25 protein-coding genes are annotated in these 20198 nt (G+C 40.3%); 17 read left to right on the top strand and 8 right to left on the bottom strand.

Annotated elements, in window-relative coordinates:
* Positions 1 to 130 precede the first annotated feature (130 nt).
* Positions 131 to 1342, top strand: a complete 1212-nt coding sequence (metK, locus tag CSV76_RS03830; protein ID WP_099624786.1) for a methionine adenosyltransferase — start codon at positions 131 to 133, stop codon at positions 1340 to 1342.
* 42 nt (positions 1343 to 1384) lie between these two features.
* On the opposite strand, the gene CSV76_RS03825 is transcribed toward metK, so the two are convergent.
* Entirely contained in the window at positions 1385 to 2158 is a 774-nt protein-coding gene (locus tag CSV76_RS03825) for a DUF3891 family protein (protein WP_158232735.1), read from the bottom strand.
* Between the two features lie 4 nt (positions 2159 to 2162).
* Complete coding sequence (locus CSV76_RS03820; protein WP_099624784.1) at positions 2163 to 2780, bottom strand: hypothetical protein; 618 nt, start codon at positions 2778 to 2780, stop codon at positions 2163 to 2165.
* 197 nt (positions 2781 to 2977) lie between these two features.
* Between CSV76_RS03820 and CSV76_RS03815 the strand changes: the two genes are divergently transcribed.
* The 3 genes from CSV76_RS03815 to CSV76_RS03805 all read left to right on the top strand — a co-directional run bounded on the left by CSV76_RS03815 (position 2978) and on the right by CSV76_RS03805 (position 5354).
* Positions 2978 to 3211, top strand: coding sequence for a YkuS family protein (locus tag CSV76_RS03815; protein WP_085426750.1), 234 nt, complete (start codon positions 2978 to 2980; stop codon positions 3209 to 3211).
* A 362-nt stretch (positions 3212 to 3573) separates the two neighbouring features.
* The gene (locus CSV76_RS03810; RefSeq protein WP_099624783.1) at positions 3574 to 4194 is read left to right on the top strand and encodes a TetR/AcrR family transcriptional regulator; all 621 of its coding nucleotides are present in this window, start codon (positions 3574 to 3576) and stop codon (positions 4192 to 4194) included.
* The gene (locus CSV76_RS03805; RefSeq protein WP_233204395.1) at positions 4191 to 5354 is read left to right on the top strand and encodes an MFS transporter; all 1164 of its coding nucleotides are present in this window, start codon (positions 4191 to 4193) and stop codon (positions 5352 to 5354) included. Before CSV76_RS03810 ends, CSV76_RS03805 begins: the two co-directional genes overlap by 4 nt.
* A gap of 42 nt (positions 5355 to 5396) precedes the next feature.
* On the opposite strand, the gene CSV76_RS03800 is transcribed toward CSV76_RS03805, so the two are convergent.
* Entirely contained in the window at positions 5397 to 5561 is a 165-nt protein-coding gene (locus tag CSV76_RS03800) for a Fur-regulated basic protein FbpA (RefSeq protein ID WP_085426748.1), read from the bottom strand.
* Between the two features lie 492 nt (positions 5562 to 6053).
* Here CSV76_RS03800 and CSV76_RS03795 point away from each other — a divergent pair, with 492 nt between their 5' ends.
* The 4 genes from CSV76_RS03795 to CSV76_RS03780 all read left to right on the top strand — a co-directional run bounded on the left by CSV76_RS03795 (position 6054) and on the right by CSV76_RS03780 (position 10815).
* A complete protein-coding gene (locus CSV76_RS03795; RefSeq protein ID WP_085426747.1) occupies positions 6054 to 6911 on the top strand; it encodes a YitT family protein in 858 nt (285 codons plus the stop codon).
* Positions 6912 to 7195: 284 nt separating this feature from the next.
* On the top strand, positions 7196 to 8842 hold the full coding sequence (locus CSV76_RS03790) for an ABC transporter permease (RefSeq protein ID WP_085426746.1): 1647 nt from the start codon (positions 7196 to 7198) through the stop codon (positions 8840 to 8842).
* A gap of 5 nt (positions 8843 to 8847) precedes the next feature.
* A complete protein-coding gene (locus tag CSV76_RS03785) occupies positions 8848 to 9525 on the top strand; it encodes an ABC transporter ATP-binding protein (protein ID WP_085426745.1) in 678 nt (225 codons plus the stop codon).
* A 150-nt stretch (positions 9526 to 9675) separates the two neighbouring features.
* Positions 9676 to 10815 carry a Fe(3+) ABC transporter substrate-binding protein gene (locus tag CSV76_RS03780; RefSeq protein WP_369823278.1) on the top strand — a complete coding sequence of 380 codons (1140 nt, stop codon included), beginning with the start codon at positions 9676 to 9678 and terminating at the stop codon, positions 10813 to 10815.
* 271 nt (positions 10816 to 11086) lie between these two features.
* Here CSV76_RS03780 and CSV76_RS03775 read toward each other — a convergent pair whose 3' ends face one another.
* Positions 11087 to 11605 (bottom strand): gamma carbonic anhydrase, encoded by a 519-nt coding sequence (locus CSV76_RS03775; RefSeq protein WP_099624782.1) that lies wholly within the window; start codon positions 11603 to 11605, stop codon positions 11087 to 11089.
* 107 nt (positions 11606 to 11712) lie between these two features.
* Here CSV76_RS03775 and CSV76_RS03770 point away from each other — a divergent pair, with 107 nt between their 5' ends.
* Genes CSV76_RS03770 through CSV76_RS03755 form a run of 4 tightly spaced genes read left to right on the top strand, consistent with a single transcriptional unit; the run spans position 11713 to position 13985 of the window.
* Positions 11713 to 12510: an alpha/beta hydrolase gene (locus CSV76_RS03770; RefSeq protein ID WP_232319581.1), complete on the top strand. Its 798-nt coding sequence runs from the start codon at positions 11713 to 11715 to the stop codon at positions 12508 to 12510.
* Entirely contained in the window at positions 12507 to 12890 is a 384-nt protein-coding gene (locus CSV76_RS03765) for a fluoride efflux transporter FluC (protein ID WP_099624781.1), read from the top strand. Before CSV76_RS03770 ends, CSV76_RS03765 begins: the two co-directional genes overlap by 4 nt.
* The gene (locus CSV76_RS03760) at positions 12887 to 13228 is read left to right on the top strand and encodes a fluoride efflux transporter FluC (protein ID WP_099624780.1); all 342 of its coding nucleotides are present in this window, start codon (positions 12887 to 12889) and stop codon (positions 13226 to 13228) included. The genes CSV76_RS03765 and CSV76_RS03760 overlap by 4 nt, the downstream gene beginning before the upstream one ends.
* A gap of 13 nt (positions 13229 to 13241) precedes the next feature.
* On the top strand, positions 13242 to 13985 hold the full coding sequence (locus CSV76_RS03755) for a thermonuclease family protein (protein ID WP_099624779.1): 744 nt from the start codon (positions 13242 to 13244) through the stop codon (positions 13983 to 13985).
* A gap of 151 nt (positions 13986 to 14136) precedes the next feature.
* On the opposite strand, the gene CSV76_RS03750 is transcribed toward CSV76_RS03755, so the two are convergent.
* The gene (locus CSV76_RS03750) at positions 14137 to 14664 is read right to left on the bottom strand and encodes an isoprenylcysteine carboxyl methyltransferase family protein (protein WP_099624778.1); all 528 of its coding nucleotides are present in this window, start codon (positions 14662 to 14664) and stop codon (positions 14137 to 14139) included.
* A 1-nt stretch (position 14665) separates the two neighbouring features.
* Positions 14666 to 15745, bottom strand: coding sequence for a type III polyketide synthase (locus tag CSV76_RS03745; protein WP_099624777.1), 1080 nt, complete (start codon positions 15743 to 15745; stop codon positions 14666 to 14668).
* Positions 15746 to 15839: 94 nt separating this feature from the next.
* Here CSV76_RS03745 and CSV76_RS03740 point away from each other — a divergent pair, with 94 nt between their 5' ends.
* Complete coding sequence (locus CSV76_RS03740; protein WP_099624776.1) at positions 15840 to 16868, top strand: LLM class flavin-dependent oxidoreductase; 1029 nt, start codon at positions 15840 to 15842, stop codon at positions 16866 to 16868.
* Positions 16855 to 17154 carry a cupin domain-containing protein gene (locus tag CSV76_RS03735; protein WP_099624775.1) on the top strand — a complete coding sequence of 100 codons (300 nt, stop codon included), beginning with the start codon at positions 16855 to 16857 and terminating at the stop codon, positions 17152 to 17154. The genes CSV76_RS03740 and CSV76_RS03735 overlap by 14 nt, the downstream gene beginning before the upstream one ends.
* A 63-nt stretch (positions 17155 to 17217) precedes the next feature.
* On the opposite strand, the gene CSV76_RS03730 is transcribed toward CSV76_RS03735, so the two are convergent.
* Positions 17218 to 17661, bottom strand: coding sequence for a YaiI/YqxD family protein (locus CSV76_RS03730; protein WP_085426735.1), 444 nt, complete (start codon positions 17659 to 17661; stop codon positions 17218 to 17220).
* An 88-nt stretch (positions 17662 to 17749) separates the two neighbouring features.
* Between CSV76_RS03730 and CSV76_RS03725 the strand changes: the two genes are divergently transcribed.
* From CSV76_RS03725 to CSV76_RS03720, 3 genes are all read left to right on the top strand, one after another.
* Entirely contained in the window at positions 17750 to 17986 is a 237-nt protein-coding gene (locus CSV76_RS03725) for a hypothetical protein (RefSeq protein WP_099624774.1), read from the top strand.
* Positions 17987 to 18112: 126 nt separating this feature from the next.
* Positions 18113 to 18268 (top strand): hypothetical protein, encoded by a 156-nt coding sequence (locus CSV76_RS17515; protein ID WP_169535198.1) that lies wholly within the window; start codon positions 18113 to 18115, stop codon positions 18266 to 18268.
* Between the two features lie 45 nt (positions 18269 to 18313).
* Positions 18314 to 19681, top strand: a complete 1368-nt coding sequence (locus tag CSV76_RS03720; RefSeq protein WP_085428978.1) for a leucyl aminopeptidase family protein — start codon at positions 18314 to 18316, stop codon at positions 19679 to 19681.
* 193 nt (positions 19682 to 19874) lie between these two features.
* Here CSV76_RS03720 and CSV76_RS03715 read toward each other — a convergent pair whose 3' ends face one another.
* Positions 19875 to 20078 carry a hypothetical protein gene (locus CSV76_RS03715; protein WP_085426733.1) on the bottom strand — a complete coding sequence of 68 codons (204 nt, stop codon included), beginning with the start codon at positions 20076 to 20078 and terminating at the stop codon, positions 19875 to 19877.
* Between the last annotated feature and the right edge of the window lie 120 nt (positions 20079 to 20198).

Raw genomic sequence — 20198 nt, 5'->3', positions numbered from 1 at the left:
TGTGAGTGAAGGGCTTTTTATATTGTCTAGCCCTGAATCCTTATGGTATATGCTTGACGTCTAGGCGTGGAACTTTACCAGGGACTTATGAGAGTACCGTATCATGATGCTTAATATAGGGGGAAACAAAATGACAAACCGTCGACTGTTTACATCAGAATCAGTTACAGAAGGCCATCCAGACAAGATGTGCGACCAAATTTCAGACGCAATTTTAGATGCGATCCTAACCGAGGATCCAAATGCGCGTGTGGCATGTGAAACGAGTATCACGACTGGACTCGTATTAGTAATGGGAGAAATCACTACGACAACGTACGTGGATATTCCAAAAGTAGTTCGCGATACTGTAAAGGAAATTGGATATGTTCGTGCGAAATACGGCTTTGATTACGAAACATCTGCTGTACTTACATCTATTGATGAGCAATCACCTGAAATTGCTGCTAGTGTCAACGTGGCACTTGAAGCGCGTGAAGGGTCTATGACAGATGAAGACATAGATGACATCGGAGCAGGTGACCAAGGTTTAATGTTCGGATATGCATGTAATGAAACACCGGAACTTATGCCTTTACCAATTAGTCTTTCTCATAAATTGGCACGACGTTTAGCAGAAGCACGTAAGGAAGAACTAATTCCTTATTTGCGTCCTGATGGCAAAACACAAGTAACAGTAGAGTATGATCAGGATAATAATCCAGTGCGAATTGACACGATTGTTATTTCCACACAACATCATCCTGAAGCTACACTCAAACAAATCGAGAAAGATATTAAAGAAGTAGTCATCGATGCAGTCGTTCCCATAAACTTGTTGGACGAGCATACGAAATACTTCATTAACCCTACCGGCAGCTTCGTCGTTGGTGGTCCTCAAGGAGACTCCGGTCTAACTGGACGTAAAATCATCGTTGATACGTACGGTGGTTATGCACGACATGGTGGGGGAGCGTTCTCAGGTAAAGATGCTACAAAAGTGGATCGTTCCGCTTCTTATGCAGCTCGCTATGTCGCAAAGAACATCGTGGCAGCAGGATTAGCCGAGCACTGTGAAGTTCAGCTGGCGTATGCTATTGGAGTAGCAAGCCCGGTTTCTATCTCGATTAACACATTCGACACGGGTAAACTATCCGAAACGCAATTAGTGGAGTTCGTACGTGAATTGTTTGACCTTCGTCCGGCAGGAATTATCAAAATGCTTGACCTACGTCGTCCAATCTACAAACAAACAGCTGCATACGGTCACTTTGGCCGCACGGATATCGAATTGCCATGGGAGCAGACGGATAAAGTGGAAGCGTTGAAAGAACTTGCGAGTAAAGTACGTGTGAAGCAATAATGGAGTGCAGAAAGGGGAAAACATTTCCTCTTTCTGCATTTTTTATTTATTTGCCGGCGTAATATGAAAAGGAATCAATTCATAATCTGCCTCTTCATAAGCTACTTGCAATCCTTTATCCTTAATATCTTGTTTCAACACGTTCTTTTGCTTCACTTCCACATCAAACGAACAGCGAAATGGATAAACCTCCACCTTAATAGTGTGCTGATCTGCAAAATAGATCCCAATTCGTCCTATCGGTAATGCAGGGAAAATGCCTGTTGAAGGAATGCCGTCGCGAAAGAATACATGTTCATTCGCTTTGTCGACACCTGGATCATTCACACAACAATATAAGGAAAAGTTATCTCCAAGCTGAAGCAAAGCAAAATGCTTTTCAAATAATTCCTTATCAAAACCCTTGATTTCTTTACACAATCGTTCACGACGATTCTGTTCTCCCTCGATAAATAGCTTAGCTTCTTTTTTGTTATTACTCTGTATAAACTGTTCATAATGAAGACTACAAAGCATGGCTGCATAGTGGTCAATCTTTTCTACATCATCGATTCCTTGACGATAAAGTACTGTTTTAGGGGGAAGTGGGAAGTCAGTGAATCGAAAAGGTACCGACTTCGCATCATTCCAAAAAGGCTGTTTATCAAAAGGAGCCCAGCCGATGTCGTGGTTACGAATGGCAGTCAATACGGAATGACGCCATTGATCTTCAGGAAACATATCCTTTTTCCAGTGTTTCATTAATTCACCGGCTAGGTGTCCATGATGATGTTGTTGCACAAAGCTAAATGTTTTCTCGTGTTCACGTACAATCATCAACTCATCCTTTCTTGTCAGGAGGGACGCTATCATTTTTTATGATCTCTTCTTTAATTTCTTCCTTTACTTTTTCAATTTTCTCCATTTCTTCCTGATACATTTCTTCTGCTTCTGTTGTCCCGACAATCAGGGGCTCTTCATTGAAATCGATGCGTTTGCCATATCGTACAAGTTCATAAATAATCATACCGTTATTCGGTTTACCATTTACGGTTTTCATTGGAATGGAGTCAAATAAAACGAAATAGAAGGCGTAGAATATAAAACGACTCCAAAATGTTTTGGACTCTTCAAGAAAGCCATTTGCAATCAGCGCATTTATTGTGACTGCCACGATCACGTTAATCAAAATCGGCCCAGCATATATACATATATACACGAAATTACTTTTTCTCTTTACTGAATCAAAAGAAAACCAGCTATTTACATGATAATATTTTCGTATATCTAAAACACCAAATTTAAAAAGCCTGGGTCCAGATCCAATAGTGAGTCTGGCATTTTTCACACCGAAGAGACCACTAATTATAAAATAACCAGCTTCCCTTATAAACGTAACGACAGGTAGAATGATAAAACTTGAAATGACCAAGCTAAGGAGATCCGCTAAACCGAACATATCGTGTCGACTCCTTCTATAAGTTCTTCTAATGATTCAATAGCTCTAACAGTAAAATACCCATTTTCCGCGAAATCAATCGTTTTGGTATTACTGTTTTATAAACATGCCATAATAAGTCATGTTTGATTTATGTAAGAGCGGGAAAATATAAAACATTAATCGAATACATGTAGTATTCGGAGGAGGAATAGGATATGGCGAAAATAGCGGTAGAAGTACCATTTGAAGACATTAAACAAGCATTAGAGGAAAAAGGACATGAAGTGAAGATGTTCGCAAGTGATGAACATGTAAGCGGCTATGATATGGGCGTAGTACGTGCCTTGAGCGATGTCAACATCGACCAATTCGACTTCCCCGTGGTAAGCGTTGAAGGCAACTCCGTACAAGACATTGTAGAAGATGTTGAAAAAAGATTACATCGTTAATAATTGAATACATCTATTTTAGGACTTGAGAACAAGTGGCTGGGACTAAACCCCAAAAAATGCATGAAGGATTATTCTTTTCCTTCGTGCATTTTTTTGACTACATATTTATAAAAGTAACTTTTAAGATATAGGAGTGTACCGGAGCGGACTATTTCCTAGTTATGTCCCAGTCTCATGTTCTTCATTTTTTTGCAAAGTAAATAAAAAAAACCCACTATAAGTGCATACCTATGCTGTTTATTCATGATACCGTGGTATCACTTTAATTATTATTAGTTGACAAGACCCCATAGGAACAGTAAGCTGTTCGGCGTTGACTCGTCAGTCAATCAATAAAAGAAGTGAGTTGAAAAAACCTTATGTCTTCTCGAACAAGTGAAAAATTTAAAGAGCTACGCGACAATCGACAGCAACAACTAAAAGAAGCCGCGATTGAATTATTTGGTACGAAAGGATACGCTGCAACAAAAATTAGTGAAATTACAAACAAGGCCGAACAAAGTCATGGCTTGTTTTACCACTACTTCAAATCAAAAGAAGACCTGTACGTCACAGTGATTCTCGAGTTATTAACTGAATTCGTCCATATAGTTGATAAAGCAGAGGAAAAACATGACAGTCCTTTAAAACAATTGGAATGGCTCACTGAAGCAACTCACTCTGGCTCATTACGTGATGGAGTACACCGCCATATCCTGATCATGCAAGCTTTGTATTCTGATTATTTAACACAAGAAGTGAAAGAAGAAATTGTGGAAAAATATCGATTCATGGTCGAAAGAATTGAACATATTATTATTAAAGGACAAATTTCTGAGGAGTTTATTGAAGGAGATGCAGAAGAATTAGCTGTGTATCATTTATCATTAGTACATGGCTTATTATTAACAAATGCTCGCAAGATTTCACCTATTAAAGTGTCAGCCGAAAAAGTATTACGCCAACTAAAACGTCATCCAGAGCAGGGGGATGACCAATGAACCGCATGTTGAAACCAACAATCATTTCTATCTCGATGGCAACAGTAATGGCAGGAGCCGCTATATCTCCTGCCCTTGGATTGATTGCCGCAAACTTCCCAGAAGCCAGCCCCGTAATTATCAAGTTAATATTAACGGCACCTTCATTATTGATCATTCCACTTACATTCATCTCTAGTTGGTTAACGTCAAGGATACCGAAACGTACAGTTGCTCTAATCGGCTTATTCATATATGTCTTGGCAGGGGTAGGCGCACAGTTTACCAATACGATTGAAATGCTACTAGCCTTTCGATTTGTGCTAGGAGCTGGTGTCGGCTTAGTCATGCCGCTTGGGATTACGTTAATTAGTGATCATTTTAGAGGCCGTGAACAAGTGAAGATGATGGGGTATAATTCTGCATTCAGTAACTTCGGTGGGATCATCACTATGATGCTAGCAGGTTACTTAGCGGCTATCAGTTGGAGAGCTCCGTTTAATGTGTATTTAATGGGTGTCGTGATTTTCATTCTGGTCTTTATATTCTTGCCGAAAGACACACCGCTCAAACAAGATAAGAGTGTAGAGAAACGGAAAATGCCGCTAACTGTTTTTGGCTATGCAGCTGCTTCCGCAGGTATTATGCTAGTTTACTATTCGGTTGCCACGAATATGGCACTCTACTTGGAGCAAAGCAATATAGGTGGCTCAGCATTGGCAGGAACAGTGATTTCTTTTACAACTGTAGGGGGGATGATTACTAGCCTGACGTTGATTCAGCTACAAGATATCTTGAAATCTTATATCATGCCAATCAGTATATTCTTAATGGGGATTGCATTCACTGGTTTGGCTTTAAGTCATTCTGTCCCACTCATTTTAGCTTGTACATGCGTAATTGGTTTTGGACAAGGAATTTTGTTCCCTATGATTAACGTTAAAGCATTAAGTTTGGTCAATCCACTTCATAGTGACCGTGTGATTGCGATAGTATCGAGTTCCATTTTTATCGGTCAGTTCAGTTCGCCTTTAATATTGGACGGAATTGCTAAACTAGCAGGCTTCCCGACAATTCGTTTCCAATATTCCGTGATAGGAATTGTGCTAGGGATTTCGGTTTTACTCATCATTCTGTATAAGATTTTAAGAAAATCTAAAGTTTCAACGATAGAAGCGTAAATAAAAATGAGACGTGCCCAATTGGACGCGTCTCATTTTTATTTACATTTGAATGTCAGTTTGTCCGAAAGCTTCATATTCCTGCTTTAATAATTGAAGCGGTAATTCGTACAGTTGTTTCCCATCAATTTTAAATACCCCATTTGAAACGAGCTCCTCAATCATTTTGTCTCGTTTTGATTCACTTACCTTTTTGTTTGTTTTCATCGTACATTTCCTCCTTGATTCCCCCTCTAAATATAGCCGATATTTCTTTGAATTAAACCGTATAATCTATAGTTGGAACTTTCGGACTGTCCGAATAATTGATTTGTGTTATTGGGGTAGTGTAATAGGGACTTGTGATTTATAGTAGATTTACAATAGCGATAGAATTAAGGGTGGATGCTATCATATACGACGCTAATTGACAAAAACATTCGGTTGGAAGCATATTTTGTCTGATTACGAAATGAATCCATAAACTGATGAAATAGCATCGAGTGCTTCATTATTTACTTTGACAGACGTGACTTTTGTGAACTGTAATAGTAGTAGAGCAAATGACGAATGGGTGGCATAGTAATGACAGAGAGGAGAAGAAATTGCATGTTAAATGGCTGTTTTTGTGTTAAATGTTGCTTAGGGGTACCATTATGAGGGAAGAATAGATATAATCTAGTTCGTGCATTAAATTGTTATTTACCATAGGAGGTCGCTATGTTTTTCATTGAAGCAAAACGGGTGACGGTTGTAATTATAGGATCGCTACTTATGGCTCTATCATTAAATTTCTTTCTTATCAATGCAAATGTCTATGCAAGTGGGTTTGCGGGTGCAGCCCAGTTAGTATCCAGTGTTCTAAAGGACCACTTGGATATGACCGTCAGTACAGGTGTTTTATTATTGCTTTTCAACATACCAGTCTTTATTCTTGGTTGGTTTAAAGTAGGAAAAGGTTTCACGATTTACAGTATATTATCCGTTGCGTTTGCAACACTATTTCTTGAATTGTTGCCACTACGATCTATATCAGATGACATTATGCTGAATGCGGTATTTGGTGGAGTACTGGCGGGTGTCGGTGTAGGGATATCCTTAAAGCTAGGTGCATCTACTGGAGGAATGGACATCGTTGCGATGATTCTATCCCGTATGCAGGATAAACCAATCGGTGTCTACTTTTTATTACTAAACGGTATTCTTATCGTATTCGCAGGTATTTTATATGAACCGGAAAACGCACTTTACACAATGGTTGCGCTATACGTTACGACGTCAGTGATTGATATGATTCATACGCGACATGAAAAAGTAACCGCGATGATCATCACACGCAAAGCAGACGATCTCCAACAAGCAATCCATCGTCAAATGGTACGAGGAATCACCATACTACCTGCTAAAGGTGCTTACTCAAAAGAAGATAAGAATATGCTGTATGTTGTTATCACAAGATATGAACTATACGATTTGGAACGGATTATCAACGAAACAGATCCGCAGGCCTTCACGAATATCGTACAAACAGTAGGGATCTTCGGTTTCTTTAGAAAAGAAAATGAGAAGCTAGCTTAGTATAGAATATTTAACGTAAATTTTATCTATAGTATTTTATATGAAGGCAAACTCCAAAAAATGAGTTTGTCTTCATTTTTTTATACCGGGATTTTACTGTAAAACTATTAGTTTAGGAATATTTATTTTGTAGAACATAAATAGCATAGATTTGTTGAATTCTTGTGAAAACATTGGAAAGCATACGGATATTGTATATACTTAAGAGTGACTATCATTATGCAAGTTATAATTAATTAACATCATAACCGCCACTGTGCGTAGTAAAGTTGGTATTATCGTATATGAAAACATCTATATGGCTAAGAGAGATTCGTCGTCGGGCAAATAGCTGGTTCATCATTACTATGCTTGGCGCACTCGTTATTATTATGCCCGTCGCTTATGTGGTATTAAGTTTCTTCCAGCCGACTGGCGAGAACTGGGAACATATTAAAGAATTTTTGCTTGCTGACTATATAAAAGGGTCAGTTATTTTAGTTGGTTCTGTCGGAATCCTCTCGACGACTATCGGATTGGTGCTGGCTTGGATCATTGCAGCATATGAATTTCCATTTCGTAAGCAGTTTAAATGGCTATTAATTATACCTTTAGCTATACCGCCGTATATAGCGGCTTACACATATAGCACGATGACAAGCTATACGGGCGTCATCCAATCGTTTTTCCGTAATCATTTTGATTATCAATTTACACCTGGCGCAATTGAGATTATGTCACTGCGTGGAGCGATTTTTGTTCTCACATTATTTCTTTATCCTTATGTCTATATGATTGCGCTCAATTATTTTGAAAAACAAAGCGCTTCCTATATTGAGAGCGCTAAAACTCTTGGTTTGAATGGTATACAAATGTTTTTCCGTTTGGCACTCCCCATTGCACGACCTGCGATTATTGGAGGATCGATGCTAGTCATCTTTGAAGTATTAAGTGATTATGGTGTAGCCAGTTTCTTTGGTGTACGAACGATATCGACGGCGATTTTCCAGACGTGGTTCGGGATGTATGATATCAATGCAGCTATGCGATTGGCTGCCTGGTTGCTTGTCATTATATTGGGGATTTTCATGCTCGAGCGTTTTTTACGCAAAGGTCGGAAGTATGATACGAACGTGACACAGAGCAGACCACTCGCACGCAAAAAGTTACGTGGCTGGACTGCTTGGCTAGCATTCCTTTCTTGTTCTATTATTTTCTTGAGTGCCTTTTTAATTCCTTTTGTTCAACTGATCTATTGGTCACTAAAAACATATGAAAAAGTATGGCGCTCGGACTTTATCAGTTTAATAACCAATAGTTTATTGGCTGCTTTTATCGGTGCATTAATTATTAGCTTCTTTGCAATCTTGGCTGCTCGTACGATTAACTTGTATCCATCGACTTCGTCTAATTTACTTGCGCGTATTATGACGTCCGGTTATGCAGTACCGGGAGCGGTCGTCGCAATAGGTGTCCTTGCGTTATTTATTACGTTAGATGAGAAACTAGCATTTATTTATCCAAAGTTATTCGGTGTAGAATCGGGCACACTTGTCTTAAGCATGTCGATTGCTATGTTGATCACAGGATACGTTATACGTTTTATGGCACAAGGGTTTAATGCAATTGAATCGGGTTATACGAAAGTTCCCCCGTCTTACCGAGAAGCATCATTCTTATTAGGGCGCGGTTTAACATACACGTTTTGGAAAGTGGAGTTTCCATTATTACGTGGTTCGATTTTAATTGGATTCGCTCTAGCCTTCCTTGAAATTATGAAGGAATTGCCTCTGACTTTATTATTACGCCCATTTAACTTTGATACGCTTGCGACACGAACCTATCAATACGCGATTGATGAACGAATTTATGAAGCGGCTCCATCCTCCTTGTTATTAATTTGTTTAAGCATCGTGTCGGTGATTATTATTTTGAAATTTGAGGAGAAGTGAGAAATATGTTCGTGGACATTCAAAACTTATCATTTCAGTATTCAAAAAAACAGCCGCCAGTTATTGATCGCTTTTCATTTACGATTGAAAAAGGGGAGATTATCGGGATTGTAGGTGCGAGCGGTAGCGGGAAAAGCACATTACTGCGATTACTTGCAGGTTTGGAAGATCCTACGGGGGGCAGTATTGAACTCGACAGCAGACTCATAGTAGGAGACAACACGTATATAGAAGCAGAAAAGCGCGGTGTGGGAATGGTGTTTCAGAACTATGCATTATTTCCTCATCTGACAGTAAGCGAAAACATTTGCTTTGGCTTGCATAAATTAAAGCGGGCCGAAAGAAAGGAACGCTTGGATGAAATGTTAGAACTAGTCCAATTGCGTGATTTCGCAAAGCGTTATCCCCATGAACTAAGTGGGGGACAACAGCAACGTGTAGCACTTGCCAGAGCATTGGCACCTTCACCCTCCATTCTGTTGATGGATGAACCATTCAGTAATCTGGATACGAATCTAAAATCGTTGATTCGAATGGAAGTACGAGATATTTTGCAAAAAGCGAATATCACGTGTCTATTCGTCTCTCATGATCAAGCGGATGTGGACGCAATTTGTGATCGGACAATTTATATTGATTGTGCATCATATGTTGGTTCTGATAAAGAGACTGTAACCTTATAACGTTGTACTAGAGAGAGCCAGATAAACTTCGGGCTCTCTTTTTATATTTACAGAAATAAAAGAAAGATGAAAGCTCGACTTATACTCGGAATTGTATTACAATCACTTTAACGATGAAAATGATTCTCATTACCGTGTATAATAGGTGAGATGAGTGAGAAGATAAGGGGAGAAAAACATTTGAAAAAGTTTTTATGGGCATTCGCTCTACTAATGCTTGCAGCAATTTTGGGCGCATGTAACGCAAGTTCAGATAAAGAGGAACAAAAGGAAGACCCAGCAAAAGAGGAAACTCCTGCTGAAGATGCAACAGATGCAAAAAAAGATGAGAAAACAGATGGAGAAGTAAACGTCTATACAGCTAGACATTATGACGTAGATGCCATTCTTTATGAAGATTTTACAAAGCAAACTGGCATTAAAGTAAACGTGATCGAAGCAAAAGCACCGGAATTGATGGAGCGTTTAAAACGCGAAGGGCAAAATACACCTGCCGACCTATTCATCACGGTTGATGGCGGGATCTTGAACACTGCAAAAGAAGAAGGTCTATTGCAACCGGTTGAATCTGAAGAAATTGAAAAAACAGTACCAGCCGAGCTTCGCGACACAGACAACCAATGGATTGGATTATCTACTCGTGCACGTGTGATTGTCTATTCAAAAGATCGCGTGAAGCCTGAAGAATTATCTACTTACGAAGATCTTGCAACAGACAAATGGAAAGACAAATTACTTGTTCGTTCATCTGACAGCTTGTATAACCAATCATTAATGGCGTCATTGATCGCAATTGATGGCGAAGAAAAGGCTAAAGAGTGGGCGCAAGGAATTGCGGATAACTTAGCGCGTGAGCCTGAAGGCGGAGACCGCGACCAAGCACGTGCAATCGTTGCAGGTGTTGGTGACGTAGCAATTATGAATAGTTACTATGTAGGTCGTATGTCGGTTTCAGACGAAGCAGAAGATGTGAAAGTGTTCGACCAGATCGGCGTGTTCTTCCCGAACCAAGAAACAACAGGAACACATATTAATATTAGTGGAGCTGGCTTAATTAAGCACAGTAAAAACAAAGACAATGCAGTGAAGTTGATTGAGTATTTAACGACTGCCGAAGCACAAGAACAAGTCTCAGAAGAAAACTTTGAGTTCCCTGTGAACGAAGAAGCTAAATTACCAGAAGTAATGGCTGAATGGGGTACATTCACACCACAAAAAGTGGACTTCGCAGACTATGGCAAGTACAATCCGAAAGCTGTAGAATTGATGAATGAAGTAGGCTGGAAATAAGTACAACAAAAAAGCAGCTCTTTGGCTGCTTTTTTGTTTCTAAAAATACATGTAAATTACTGGTTTTTTAAGTAGTAGAAACATTTCGGGTCAATCCTAAGTCATATATATAGTGAAAACTTGTAATTAATTAGATTACAGCAAGTAAACTTCTTATGAGTTTAAAAGGCGGGCCATGCGAACCGTCTGTTAATCTATGATATGTTAATGAAGTATGTATTATATAAAGGGATGTACTTGACAAGGCGTCCGCTTGTCACGGGCGCCACGATTAATTATTTTCTTGTAACGCTTTATATAATTGACCTTTACGTGCATACTCATTTACGATTCTTGTCATGTCTGCGCGATCTTCATCAGTCAATTCACGGACAACACGTGCCGGTGAACCAAGGGCTAAAGTGTTCGGTGGAATTTTCTTGCCAGGCGTCACTAAACTACCAGCACCGATGAAAGCACCTTCACCTACTTCAGCTCCATCGAGTACGGTGGCGCCCATACCGACAAGTGCTCCAGTTTTGATCGTACAACTATGCAACATCGCTTTATGACCAATTGTCACGTCATCTTCAAGAATTAGTGGGAATTTTGGGCTTTGATGTAAACAGCAGAAATCTTGCACATTTACTTTTTTGCCAATAATAGTAGGGGATACATCCCCACGGATTACCGTGTTGAACCATATAGATGACTCCGGTCCAATCGTTACATCACCGGAAATCGTTACGTAGTCAGCAATATAAACGGATGGGTCAATTTTTGGTAATTTACCTTCGTATGGATAAATCAATCAAATCTCCTCTTTTCTAAATAATCATGTATAATTTATCCTAACAAACATTTAGTTATTGCGAAACATAAGAATGAAATAGATAGAATAAGATAGTCTGATTAGGAGTGATATCTTTGTGGAAATGGGAAGCAGAAGGTAAGGCGAAAGGTGTTATTGTACTTGTACATAACGCTTATGAACATCATAGAAGATATGCGTGGCTCATACAGAAATTTCAAAGCGATGGTTTCCATGTTGTAGCAGGAGACTTACCGGGTCATGGTAAAGAAAGCGTGGAAGTACATGCTGAAGCATTTAAGGATTATCGCAGATTTATCAAGAAAATGATTCGTAGTGGTTTAGATGATAATCTACCTGTGTTTTTATTTGGACATGGATTAGGCGCAACATTTTTACTTCGTTTATTGCAAATGGAACGAATTGAATGCGCTGGAGTGATCTGTACATCACCTTGGCTACATCTAGAACATCATCCGCCCATTCGTGCGAAAATGTTTACGAAATGGTCTCAATCGATGACGTTGGATCATGAAATTACACCCGAACTTTTATCGCGTAATCCCGAATTCTTGGAGCAATATGCGGAAGATCCGATGTATGTACCGATCGTTACGGGTGGTTGGTATCGCGAGTTGCAAACACTGATGAAATCCGTCTTGCAACCAGATTTAATCATTCAAGATGTACCTATGTTACTTCATACAGGAGAAGCAGATCAAATCACCAATACCGATTACACACGTAAATGGGCATTCGCACAAAATTTATCCGAACTTCAATGGAAGCGATGGAAAGACGTTCAACACGACGTCATCCAGGCACCTGAACAAGAAGGGGTCTATTTATATACACAATCATTCATCAATAATGTGCTGCATTCTCTTGGATATATTATCGAATGAATGCCGGTCGTGAAAGACTGTACATAGGCGTGGCTGGAGCTATTGGAGCAAGCACAAGACTGCTGATTGGTCAGCTATTGATCATCAGCGGTTCTTTTCCTGTGGCGACCTTCACGATCAACATGATAGGGACGTTTATCCTTTGCTATATTGTGGAACGTGCACGTCTTGTAGGAAGTCTTAGCCCTCTAGCAGTGACAGTTATAACTACGGGATTCCTCGGTGCATTCACGACGTTTTCCGCAGTCAGTGTAGAAACCGTTGAATTGCTACGTGATGGATTTCATGTACTTGCAGGTGTCTACGTAAGTACTAGTGTAGTAGGTGGATTAGCTATGGCGGCGCTTGGATTTTTCTTGGCTAGGAGGCGGTTGTCATAATCTGGCATCTTATCGCAGTAAGTTGTGGCGGATTTATAGGAGCGCTTTTACGTTTCGAGATATCCTCCAAGCTCAATCGTGACCGTTTACCGTATGGAACACTACTTGTTAATTCAGTTGGCAGTTTCTTCATCGGTTGGATCATCGGTTCAAACCTTTCATACGGTTGGACGTTATTTTGGGCTACTGGTGTAGCAGGTGCTTTAACGACCTATTCTACCTTAATGAAAGAAATCTGGACGTACTGGACTGAAGGTCAGAAGATTCGAGCGGTCGGTTATACACTAGTAACGTTCACAGTAGGAATAGGCTTGGCCTTTTTAGGTTTTGGCTTATAGAAAAGAGGTTCTGATGAATAACAAAACAACGCAAAAAACGGCGCAAAATAAACGTAAGAAAATGATTACTTCATTCTTAATCGCAGTAGGAATTGCGATTGTAGCTATATATTTCCCAGAGCTATTTGACGATGAAGAAAAAGAACCGAGTCGTCAAGGTTTAATTCCTGTCGAACTAGTTAAAACAATTGATGGCGATACGATCAAAATCATGTACGAGGGTAAAGAACAAAATGTGCGATATTTATTAATTGATACACCCGAAACAAATCATCCACGTCTTGGCAAGCAGCCGTATGGACAACAATCAAAGGTTCGGAATCAGGAACTATTGCAAAAAGGTCAGCTCGAAATCGAGTTTGATGTAGGTGGGAAATATGATAAATACGACAGATTATTGGCGTATATTTACGTAGACGGCAAGAGTGTGCAAGAACAGTTATTGAAAGAAGGATTGGCAAGAGTCGCTTATGTGTATCCACCGAACACACGGCATTTGGATGCGTTTGAAAAAGCCGAGCAACAAGCGAAAAAGTCAGGTATCGGAATTTGGACGTTGGAAGACTACGCCACAGACCGAGGTTTTGACAGTGAAAAATATCCTGCAGATTCTGTGAAGATCCCTGTATACGGTGAAACGCAGGACTTCAAGAACTGTACAGAGCTTCGTCAAGTATATCCGAAGGGCGTTAAAAAAGGTCACCCGGCATATAAAGAACAGATGGATGGCAATAAAGATGGACGAGCTTGTGAATAAAATAAAGACTGAATAAGTCACATGACATCATGATATTATGTGACACTTATGGTCAACTACCTACGTGTTTTTATGGGCAAACATTAATGAAAAAATGAAAAGAATGAAAACAAGTCCTCGTTATCAAGGATTTGTCTTCATTCTTTTTTCATTAAAACACTTCATTATAATTTGTCAGTTCTCGTAGTGCGCGTTCTTCAGTAGGAATCCGGACGGACAGCATCCAGACATTCAGCAATAGAAATAGTGCCGCCGTGAAGTACGCACTGAATAGTAAAGGCAATACAATTAGTTCAGTTGTTACAATGACATAATTGGGGTGACGAATCCAACGGTAAGGTCCTTTTTTCTGTACGTTCGCTCCAGGTAGTATGAGAATTTTAGTGTTCCAGAACTTTCCTAACGACGATAGACACCAGACACGCAGTACTTGCATCAATAGGAAGACTACGAGTAAGATGCTCCAGAATGGTGAGAGTGGACGGTCGAATACTAGAACTTCGACTAGCAAGGAAATGAAAAATGCAGTATGCATTAAAACCATCCATTTATAGTGAGACGCGCCGATTTCTATTGCACCTTGATTGCGGATCCACTTCTCGTTGCGATTAGCGACGACCAATTCGACTAACCGTTGAATGACGACGATGATAAAAACGAACAGGAATAGCCTGCTCATCTCATTGCCACTCCAACAATAATAATTCTCCGCAGAAACCTGGTCCAAGTGCTGCCATTAAACCGTATTCCCCTTTAACAGGCTGTTGTTCGATAAAATCCTTAAGTACATAGAGCACAGTAGGAGACGACATGTTTCCGTGATATTGCAATACTTTTTTCGACGTAGCAGTTTGCTCTTGATCCATATCCAGTGCTTTTTGATACGCATCTAACACTTTTTTACCTCCAGGATGCGCAACGAAATGCTGTACATCTTCCATTGAAAGATCATGTTCTTCCACGAATTGATGGACAAATGGTCCTAACCAACTCTTAATAACGTTTGGAATACTCTTTGAAAATACAACATGCAAGCCGTCGTTTTTAATATCCCAGCCCATCACGTCCTCTGAGTCAGGCATAAATCGTGAAGAAGTTGCACGGATATGAGGCATCGGACGCGTGCTTTTGACGGTGGTCTGTTCTCCAGAAACAAGTGCGCAAGCTACACCATCAGAGAATAACGATACACCGACCAAGTTACTTTTTGATACATCGTCTCGTTGAAATGTTAAGCTGCAAAGCTCTATAGCGAGAACGAGAACATTTGATTCAGGATAGGCTTTACAGTAATCAAAAGCACGGCTCATACCCGAAGCTCCACCTGCGCAACCGAGGCCCCAAATAGGGATACGTTTAATATCATGTCTAAATGGTAATTGATTAATAAGACGTGCATCGATACTTGGTGTGGCGATTCCACTACTTGAAACAAAGAATATCGCGTCAATTTCAGCTGCATTCACTGGGCGCTCCAGTGTTGTCGTATTGTTGAGGCATTGTTCGACCGCCTGCTTACCAAGTGAAATAGCATGTTGAATATATAAGTTGTTTTTTGTTTCGAAATCATGTGGCTCCGCGTACCATTCTAATGGCATACATACTTGTCGTGAGTCAATTTCACCGTTTTGAAACACTTGTAATAAGCGGTCTATATCTTTAAATGAATCCGAAAATAAAGAACGAGCAAATGTCATAGCCTCTTCCTGTGGCAAATCAACAGGTGGGCTGACTGTACTAACAGATTGGATGATTGGCATAGGGTTACCTCCGTTTAAATTGATGGCGAGCTTGAGCAGTGAATTATGCCGTGGCTTCTTGTAAACTATATGCAATAGAAGAGGAGGACTTGTCTTGAAGATACAATTAAGTATATTAGATCAATCTCCCATTACATCCGGCAGTGATGCCCATGAAGCTTTTCAGCAAACTACTTTCTTGGTGAAGAAAGCCGAAGAACTAGGCTATAGCCGCTTTTGGGTGTCTGAACATCACGATGCTCCAACTCTAGCAGGTTCATCCCCTGAAATTCTGATGGCGCATTTGGCTACAGTCACTTCGACTATCCGAATCGGGTCAGGCGGTGTCATGCTACCTCACTATTCCCCTTATAAGGTGGCGGAAAACTTCAAAGTGTTAGAAGCTTTGTTTCCTGGGAGAATTGATGCGGGTATAGGGCGAGCACCAGCGGGAATGCCTCGAGCTACTTATGCTCTCAATAACGGTGAATATCTGAATCGCGATCAATATCCTCAACAAATTGATGACTTGCACATGTATCTTCATGACGCATTACCTAAGGATCATCCATATGAAGGATTGAAAGCAACTCCACTGACAAATAATGCACCACCCGTCTGGATGTTGGGCACAAGCAAAGAGTCAGCGAGTTTAGCGGCTCAAAAAGGTTTACCTTACATGTTTGCACAATTTATCAATAGTGAAGGGGGAAGGGCAGCAGCGAAGTTTTATCGAGAGCATTTTAAACCTTCTGCGTTTACGTCTTCACCTAAACAAGCGGTAGCAGTATTTTTGTTTTGTGCAGAGACGGAAGAAAAGGCAGACTGGATTGCGTCTTCATTGGATCTGTTAATGATTATGCAACAGCAAGGAATGAAAGTAGAAGGTACACCTTCACCAGAACAAGCAGCAGCATATCCATATAGTCAACTGGAACGGGAGTTGGTTCAATTAAACCGTGAGCGTATGATTGTAGGGACACCAGAATCAGCTCGTAGGCAGTTGGAACAAATAGCGCAAGATTTTGGAGCAGAAGAAATCATGCTCGTTTCTATTACATATAACTTTCATGATAAACTAAAATCGTATGAACTGATTATGCAAGAAATTCTGAAAGGGGAGAAGACTGATGAATTTAATTGACACAAAAAATCAGCTGTCTGAAAAGAAAAAGCATGTGGAGAAAGTAGCGAATGTCGACAATGCAACTTTTATGAATATTCAATTGCGTACAGGAGAGGAAGTAGCTGAGCATGATGCGAATAAAGAAGTATTCATCATCGTGCGTAAAGGAAAGGTACGGTTCATAGTGGAAGGCGAGCCGGTGGATGTCACACCAGATAATGTCTTGCATATGGTACCGTTAGAAAGACATAGTTTACACGCAGTAGAAGACTCTGATGTTTTAGTTATTCTCGTAAAGCCGTAAAGATTATACAACAAGAGATCGCAAGTACTCTTTGCGATCTCTTGTTGTATAATATGGTCTAATTTAAGGTTGAATGGTTTTACATAATTCACGCAAACTAGTAATGAATCCTTCATTCTGCTCAGCAGTTCGTTTTTTGGGACCTCGTAAACGACCTCCTGCCCGGCGGATTTTCTGAGCTTTATGACGTGCCGCGAGTAATTGATCAATATTGTCATTTGTATACCATCTACCGTTCTGGTCAAGTGGTAATCCTTGTTTGGCCAATGCCATAGCGGCCAATCCGTAGTCTTGAGTGACGACGATATCCCCTTTTTTTATACGGTTCACCAATACAAAATCGACTGCGTCGGCACCTTTGGAAACAGTAATTGTTTCTGCGCCTTCCCGGTGCATTTCATGTGCAGTGTCACATATTAACACACAAGGTAGGTCGTACTCTTTAGCAATCGCAATCGTTTCGTTGATTACTGGACAGCCATCCGCATCTACTAAAATCGTTGTCACGTAGTACCTCTCCTTCCTCTACACTTAATAGGTTTAGTATAACAAATAACGGGAAAGATAAGTAAAAATGTACGATTGAGGTGATGAAATGGCTGATTTATCAAAAGAACAACAAACGACTGCAGAGCAACGTGAGCAATATGGGCGCGAAATGGATGCGAAGAATGCTGCCATGGAGAACGTTGAAATTCCACTTGAAAGCAGAGAGTTGGCAGAACACGCAATTCCACCGCCGTTAACAGAAGAAGAAGTACGAGCAAAAGTCGGTAATCAGAATTTCAAAAATGCGACTGATGATAGTGCCCCTACATCAATAGGGAGCTAATAAAGCTATGAGAAACACTAGGGACATCATGGATGTTCCTTTTTTTGCGTTAAAAGCTACAAATGAAACCAACCTGTTAGGTATATCGTATACATACTATACAACTAGATAACGGAGTGATGAAAAATGAATGAAGGATATTTTGTAGGATGGGGCACGTTAGCTTTAATTAATGCAGTATTAGCGCAAGGGAAAAATAGAAGTGGATTGAACTGGTTTATACTTTCTTTGTTTTTAGGACCGCTGGCAACTCTCTTCTTAGCGCTATCAGGTAAAAAGTGATAAACTATTTAGGAAACCGAAATAGTGAAGGGAGCTATTATGACTATGAAAATTAATGTAGAAATTTTATTCGCAACTGATGCACAAATAACGAAGAACCTGTTGGTGAAACAATTTGTCGACAATCAAGCTGGAGGATTTTCCACGTTTGTACATGATGGAAAACAGCTAGTCGTTATAAAAAATAAAGAATGGAAAACAGCAGATGCAATTCGCTGTATTGCAGGTGAAATTTCTCGCAGTCTTGCGGCACAAAAAGTAGATTCTGCCTCGATTCAAGCAGATCAGCTAGGACATAAGTGGTCGTCTCAAGATGAAGCAGTCACAGCTTTCGTCGAAGGATGGCATCTTGGTGCCTACAACTTTGACCGCTATCAATCTAAAAAAGCGGACCCTGTCACTACGTTAGATGTTAAAGGTGCAGACAAAGAAGCAGTCAAATCAGGAGAAGTGCGTGCAGCAGCTATGGCATTTTCTCGTGACTTAATGAATGAACTTTCCAATGTGCTCAATCCAGAGACATACCCAGAAGTATTAAAAGATCATTTCAAAGGGACAAAAGTGAAAATCGATGTTCTTGGTAAAAAAGAAATTGAAGAACGCGAAATGAATGGTGTATTAACGGTATGCCGCGGTAGTAAATACGAGCCTTCATTCGTAGAACTGACTTTGCAGACGGATGCATCAAAGCCACTTGTTGCTCTTGTCGGAAAAGGCGTAACGTATGATTCGGGTGGTATTAGCTTGAAAGGCGGACGTGACGACAGTGATATGCGTATGGATATGGGCGGATCAGCTGCTGTGAGCGGTGCCTTATCACTTCTAGCTCATTCAGATGCAAAAGTGAATGTTGTCGTGCTGATTCCAATGGTTGAGAATACACCTGGACCTGATGCTGTTATGCCGGGAGAAGTGATTCAATACAAGAATGGTATTAGCGTACAGGTCGGTAATACCGATGCAGAAGGCCGTTTGATTTTAGCTGACGGATTGATTCGCGCAGGTGAATTAAACGCAGACTACACTGTGGATATCGCTACATTGACTGGCGCAGTTGTGGCAGCGCTTGGTACGGAAGTAGGCGGAGTGTTTGGTGACGAAGAGTTGTCTAATAAAATGAAAAAAATTGGCGATCAAAACGGTGACTTCGTTTGGCCACTTCCTTTAATTGATGAGTATGAAGAAACACTTGATAGCGCCTATGCAGATTGCAACAATATGAGTTCTCTAACTGTGGCAGGTTCGATCACAGCTGGTCTCTTCTTGCGTAAGTTCGCACCGAAGAACAACTGGTTGCATGTCGACATGGCCGGCGTTATGGATAAGCAGAAGTCAAAGGGGTATTATACGAAGTCAGCAACGGGCTACGGAGCACGTTTGCTTGCGGATTATACGGTGTCATTGACTAAATAAGTACTATTTAAAAGGATGTCCTAACTGGGCATCCTTTTTTTGTGTTGGTTGGGAGTATTGGAAGAGGAGCACTAAATAGTGTTTGCGTGGGGATGGAAGCTCCAGTTGATGCACATTTTCCATATCAAAAAATAAGAACAAAAAAGTGATCGAAGTCATAAAACCATAACTTCGATCGCTTCTTTTCAAAGACTCATAAAAACAAGGCAGGGGATGCGATTCCTGAGAGGATGATTAGCAAGGATACCGACGCAATAATGGCCGGCTTCATAAATGCAGGTTCTTCCTGCACGAGCTCCTTGATCGCATAAATTATAGAAATAACAAAAACGAACGGCCAGACGAACCATGTCCATAGATAGAGGACACTCAAAAGCTTCATAATACTAATAAACATAGACTTCACTCCTTGGATAGTAATAAGAGCTCACTGTAAAAAAGAATGACGTGATAAATAAATGCTCTGATACTTTTGTTTCCCCTATTTTACAAAATTCACACTCTTCCAATAAAAAAT

Origin of the sequence: Sporosarcina sp. P17b (genome assembly GCF_002743115.1) — a bacterium.
Taxonomy (GTDB): domain Bacteria; phylum Bacillota; class Bacilli; order Bacillales_A; family Planococcaceae; genus Sporosarcina; species Sporosarcina ureae_C.
The sequence above is the reverse complement of the archived record's forward strand: the minus strand, read 5'-3'. Positions and strand labels throughout refer to the sequence as shown.

Excerpts from the sequence above, each read along its gene's own strand:
- CSV76_RS03755 (WP_099624779.1), top strand. The coding sequence starts at position 13,242 with ATGAATAACAAAACAACGCAAAAAACGGCGCAAAATAAACGTAAGAAA.
- CSV76_RS03785 (WP_085426745.1), top strand. The coding sequence starts at position 8,848 with ATGTTCGTGGACATTCAAAACTTATCATTTCAGTATTCAAAAAAACAG.
- CSV76_RS03745 (WP_099624777.1), bottom strand. The coding sequence starts at position 15,745 with ATGCCAATCATCCAATCTGTTAGTACAGTCAGCCCACCTGTTGATTTG.
- CSV76_RS03780 (WP_369823278.1), top strand. The coding sequence starts at position 9,676 with ATGAGTGAGAAGATAAGGGGAGAAAAACATTTGAAAAAGTTTTTATGG.
- CSV76_RS03810 (WP_099624783.1), top strand. The coding sequence starts at position 3,574 with ATGTCTTCTCGAACAAGTGAAAAATTTAAAGAGCTACGCGACAATCGA.
- metK (WP_099624786.1), top strand. The coding sequence starts at position 131 with ATGACAAACCGTCGACTGTTTACATCAGAATCAGTTACAGAAGGCCAT.
- CSV76_RS03800 (WP_085426748.1), bottom strand. The coding sequence starts at position 5,561 with ATGAAAACAAACAAAAAGGTAAGTGAATCAAAACGAGACAAAATGATT.
- CSV76_RS03790 (WP_085426746.1), top strand. The coding sequence starts at position 7,196 with ATGAAAACATCTATATGGCTAAGAGAGATTCGTCGTCGGGCAAATAGC.
- CSV76_RS03725 (WP_099624774.1), top strand. The coding sequence starts at position 17,750 with ATGGCTGATTTATCAAAAGAACAACAAACGACTGCAGAGCAACGTGAG.
- CSV76_RS03750 (WP_099624778.1), bottom strand. The coding sequence starts at position 14,664 with ATGAGCAGGCTATTCCTGTTCGTTTTTATCATCGTCGTCATTCAACGG.
- CSV76_RS03820 (WP_099624784.1), bottom strand. The coding sequence starts at position 2,780 with ATGTTCGGTTTAGCGGATCTCCTTAGCTTGGTCATTTCAAGTTTTATC.
- CSV76_RS03715 (WP_085426733.1), bottom strand. The coding sequence starts at position 20,078 with ATGTTTATTAGTATTATGAAGCTTTTGAGTGTCCTCTATCTATGGACA.
- CSV76_RS17515 (WP_169535198.1), top strand. The coding sequence starts at position 18,113 with ATGAATGAAGGATATTTTGTAGGATGGGGCACGTTAGCTTTAATTAAT.
- CSV76_RS03825 (WP_158232735.1), bottom strand. The coding sequence starts at position 2,158 with ATGATTGTACGTGAACACGAGAAAACATTTAGCTTTGTGCAACAACAT.
- CSV76_RS03795 (WP_085426747.1), top strand. The coding sequence starts at position 6,054 with ATGTTTTTCATTGAAGCAAAACGGGTGACGGTTGTAATTATAGGATCG.
- CSV76_RS03735 (WP_099624775.1), top strand. The coding sequence starts at position 16,855 with ATGAATTTAATTGACACAAAAAATCAGCTGTCTGAAAAGAAAAAGCAT.
- CSV76_RS03805 (WP_233204395.1), top strand. The coding sequence starts at position 4,191 with ATGAACCGCATGTTGAAACCAACAATCATTTCTATCTCGATGGCAACA.
- CSV76_RS03720 (WP_085428978.1), top strand. The coding sequence starts at position 18,314 with ATGAAAATTAATGTAGAAATTTTATTCGCAACTGATGCACAAATAACG.
- CSV76_RS03765 (WP_099624781.1), top strand. The coding sequence starts at position 12,507 with ATGAATGCCGGTCGTGAAAGACTGTACATAGGCGTGGCTGGAGCTATT.
- CSV76_RS03815 (WP_085426750.1), top strand. The coding sequence starts at position 2,978 with ATGGCGAAAATAGCGGTAGAAGTACCATTTGAAGACATTAAACAAGCA.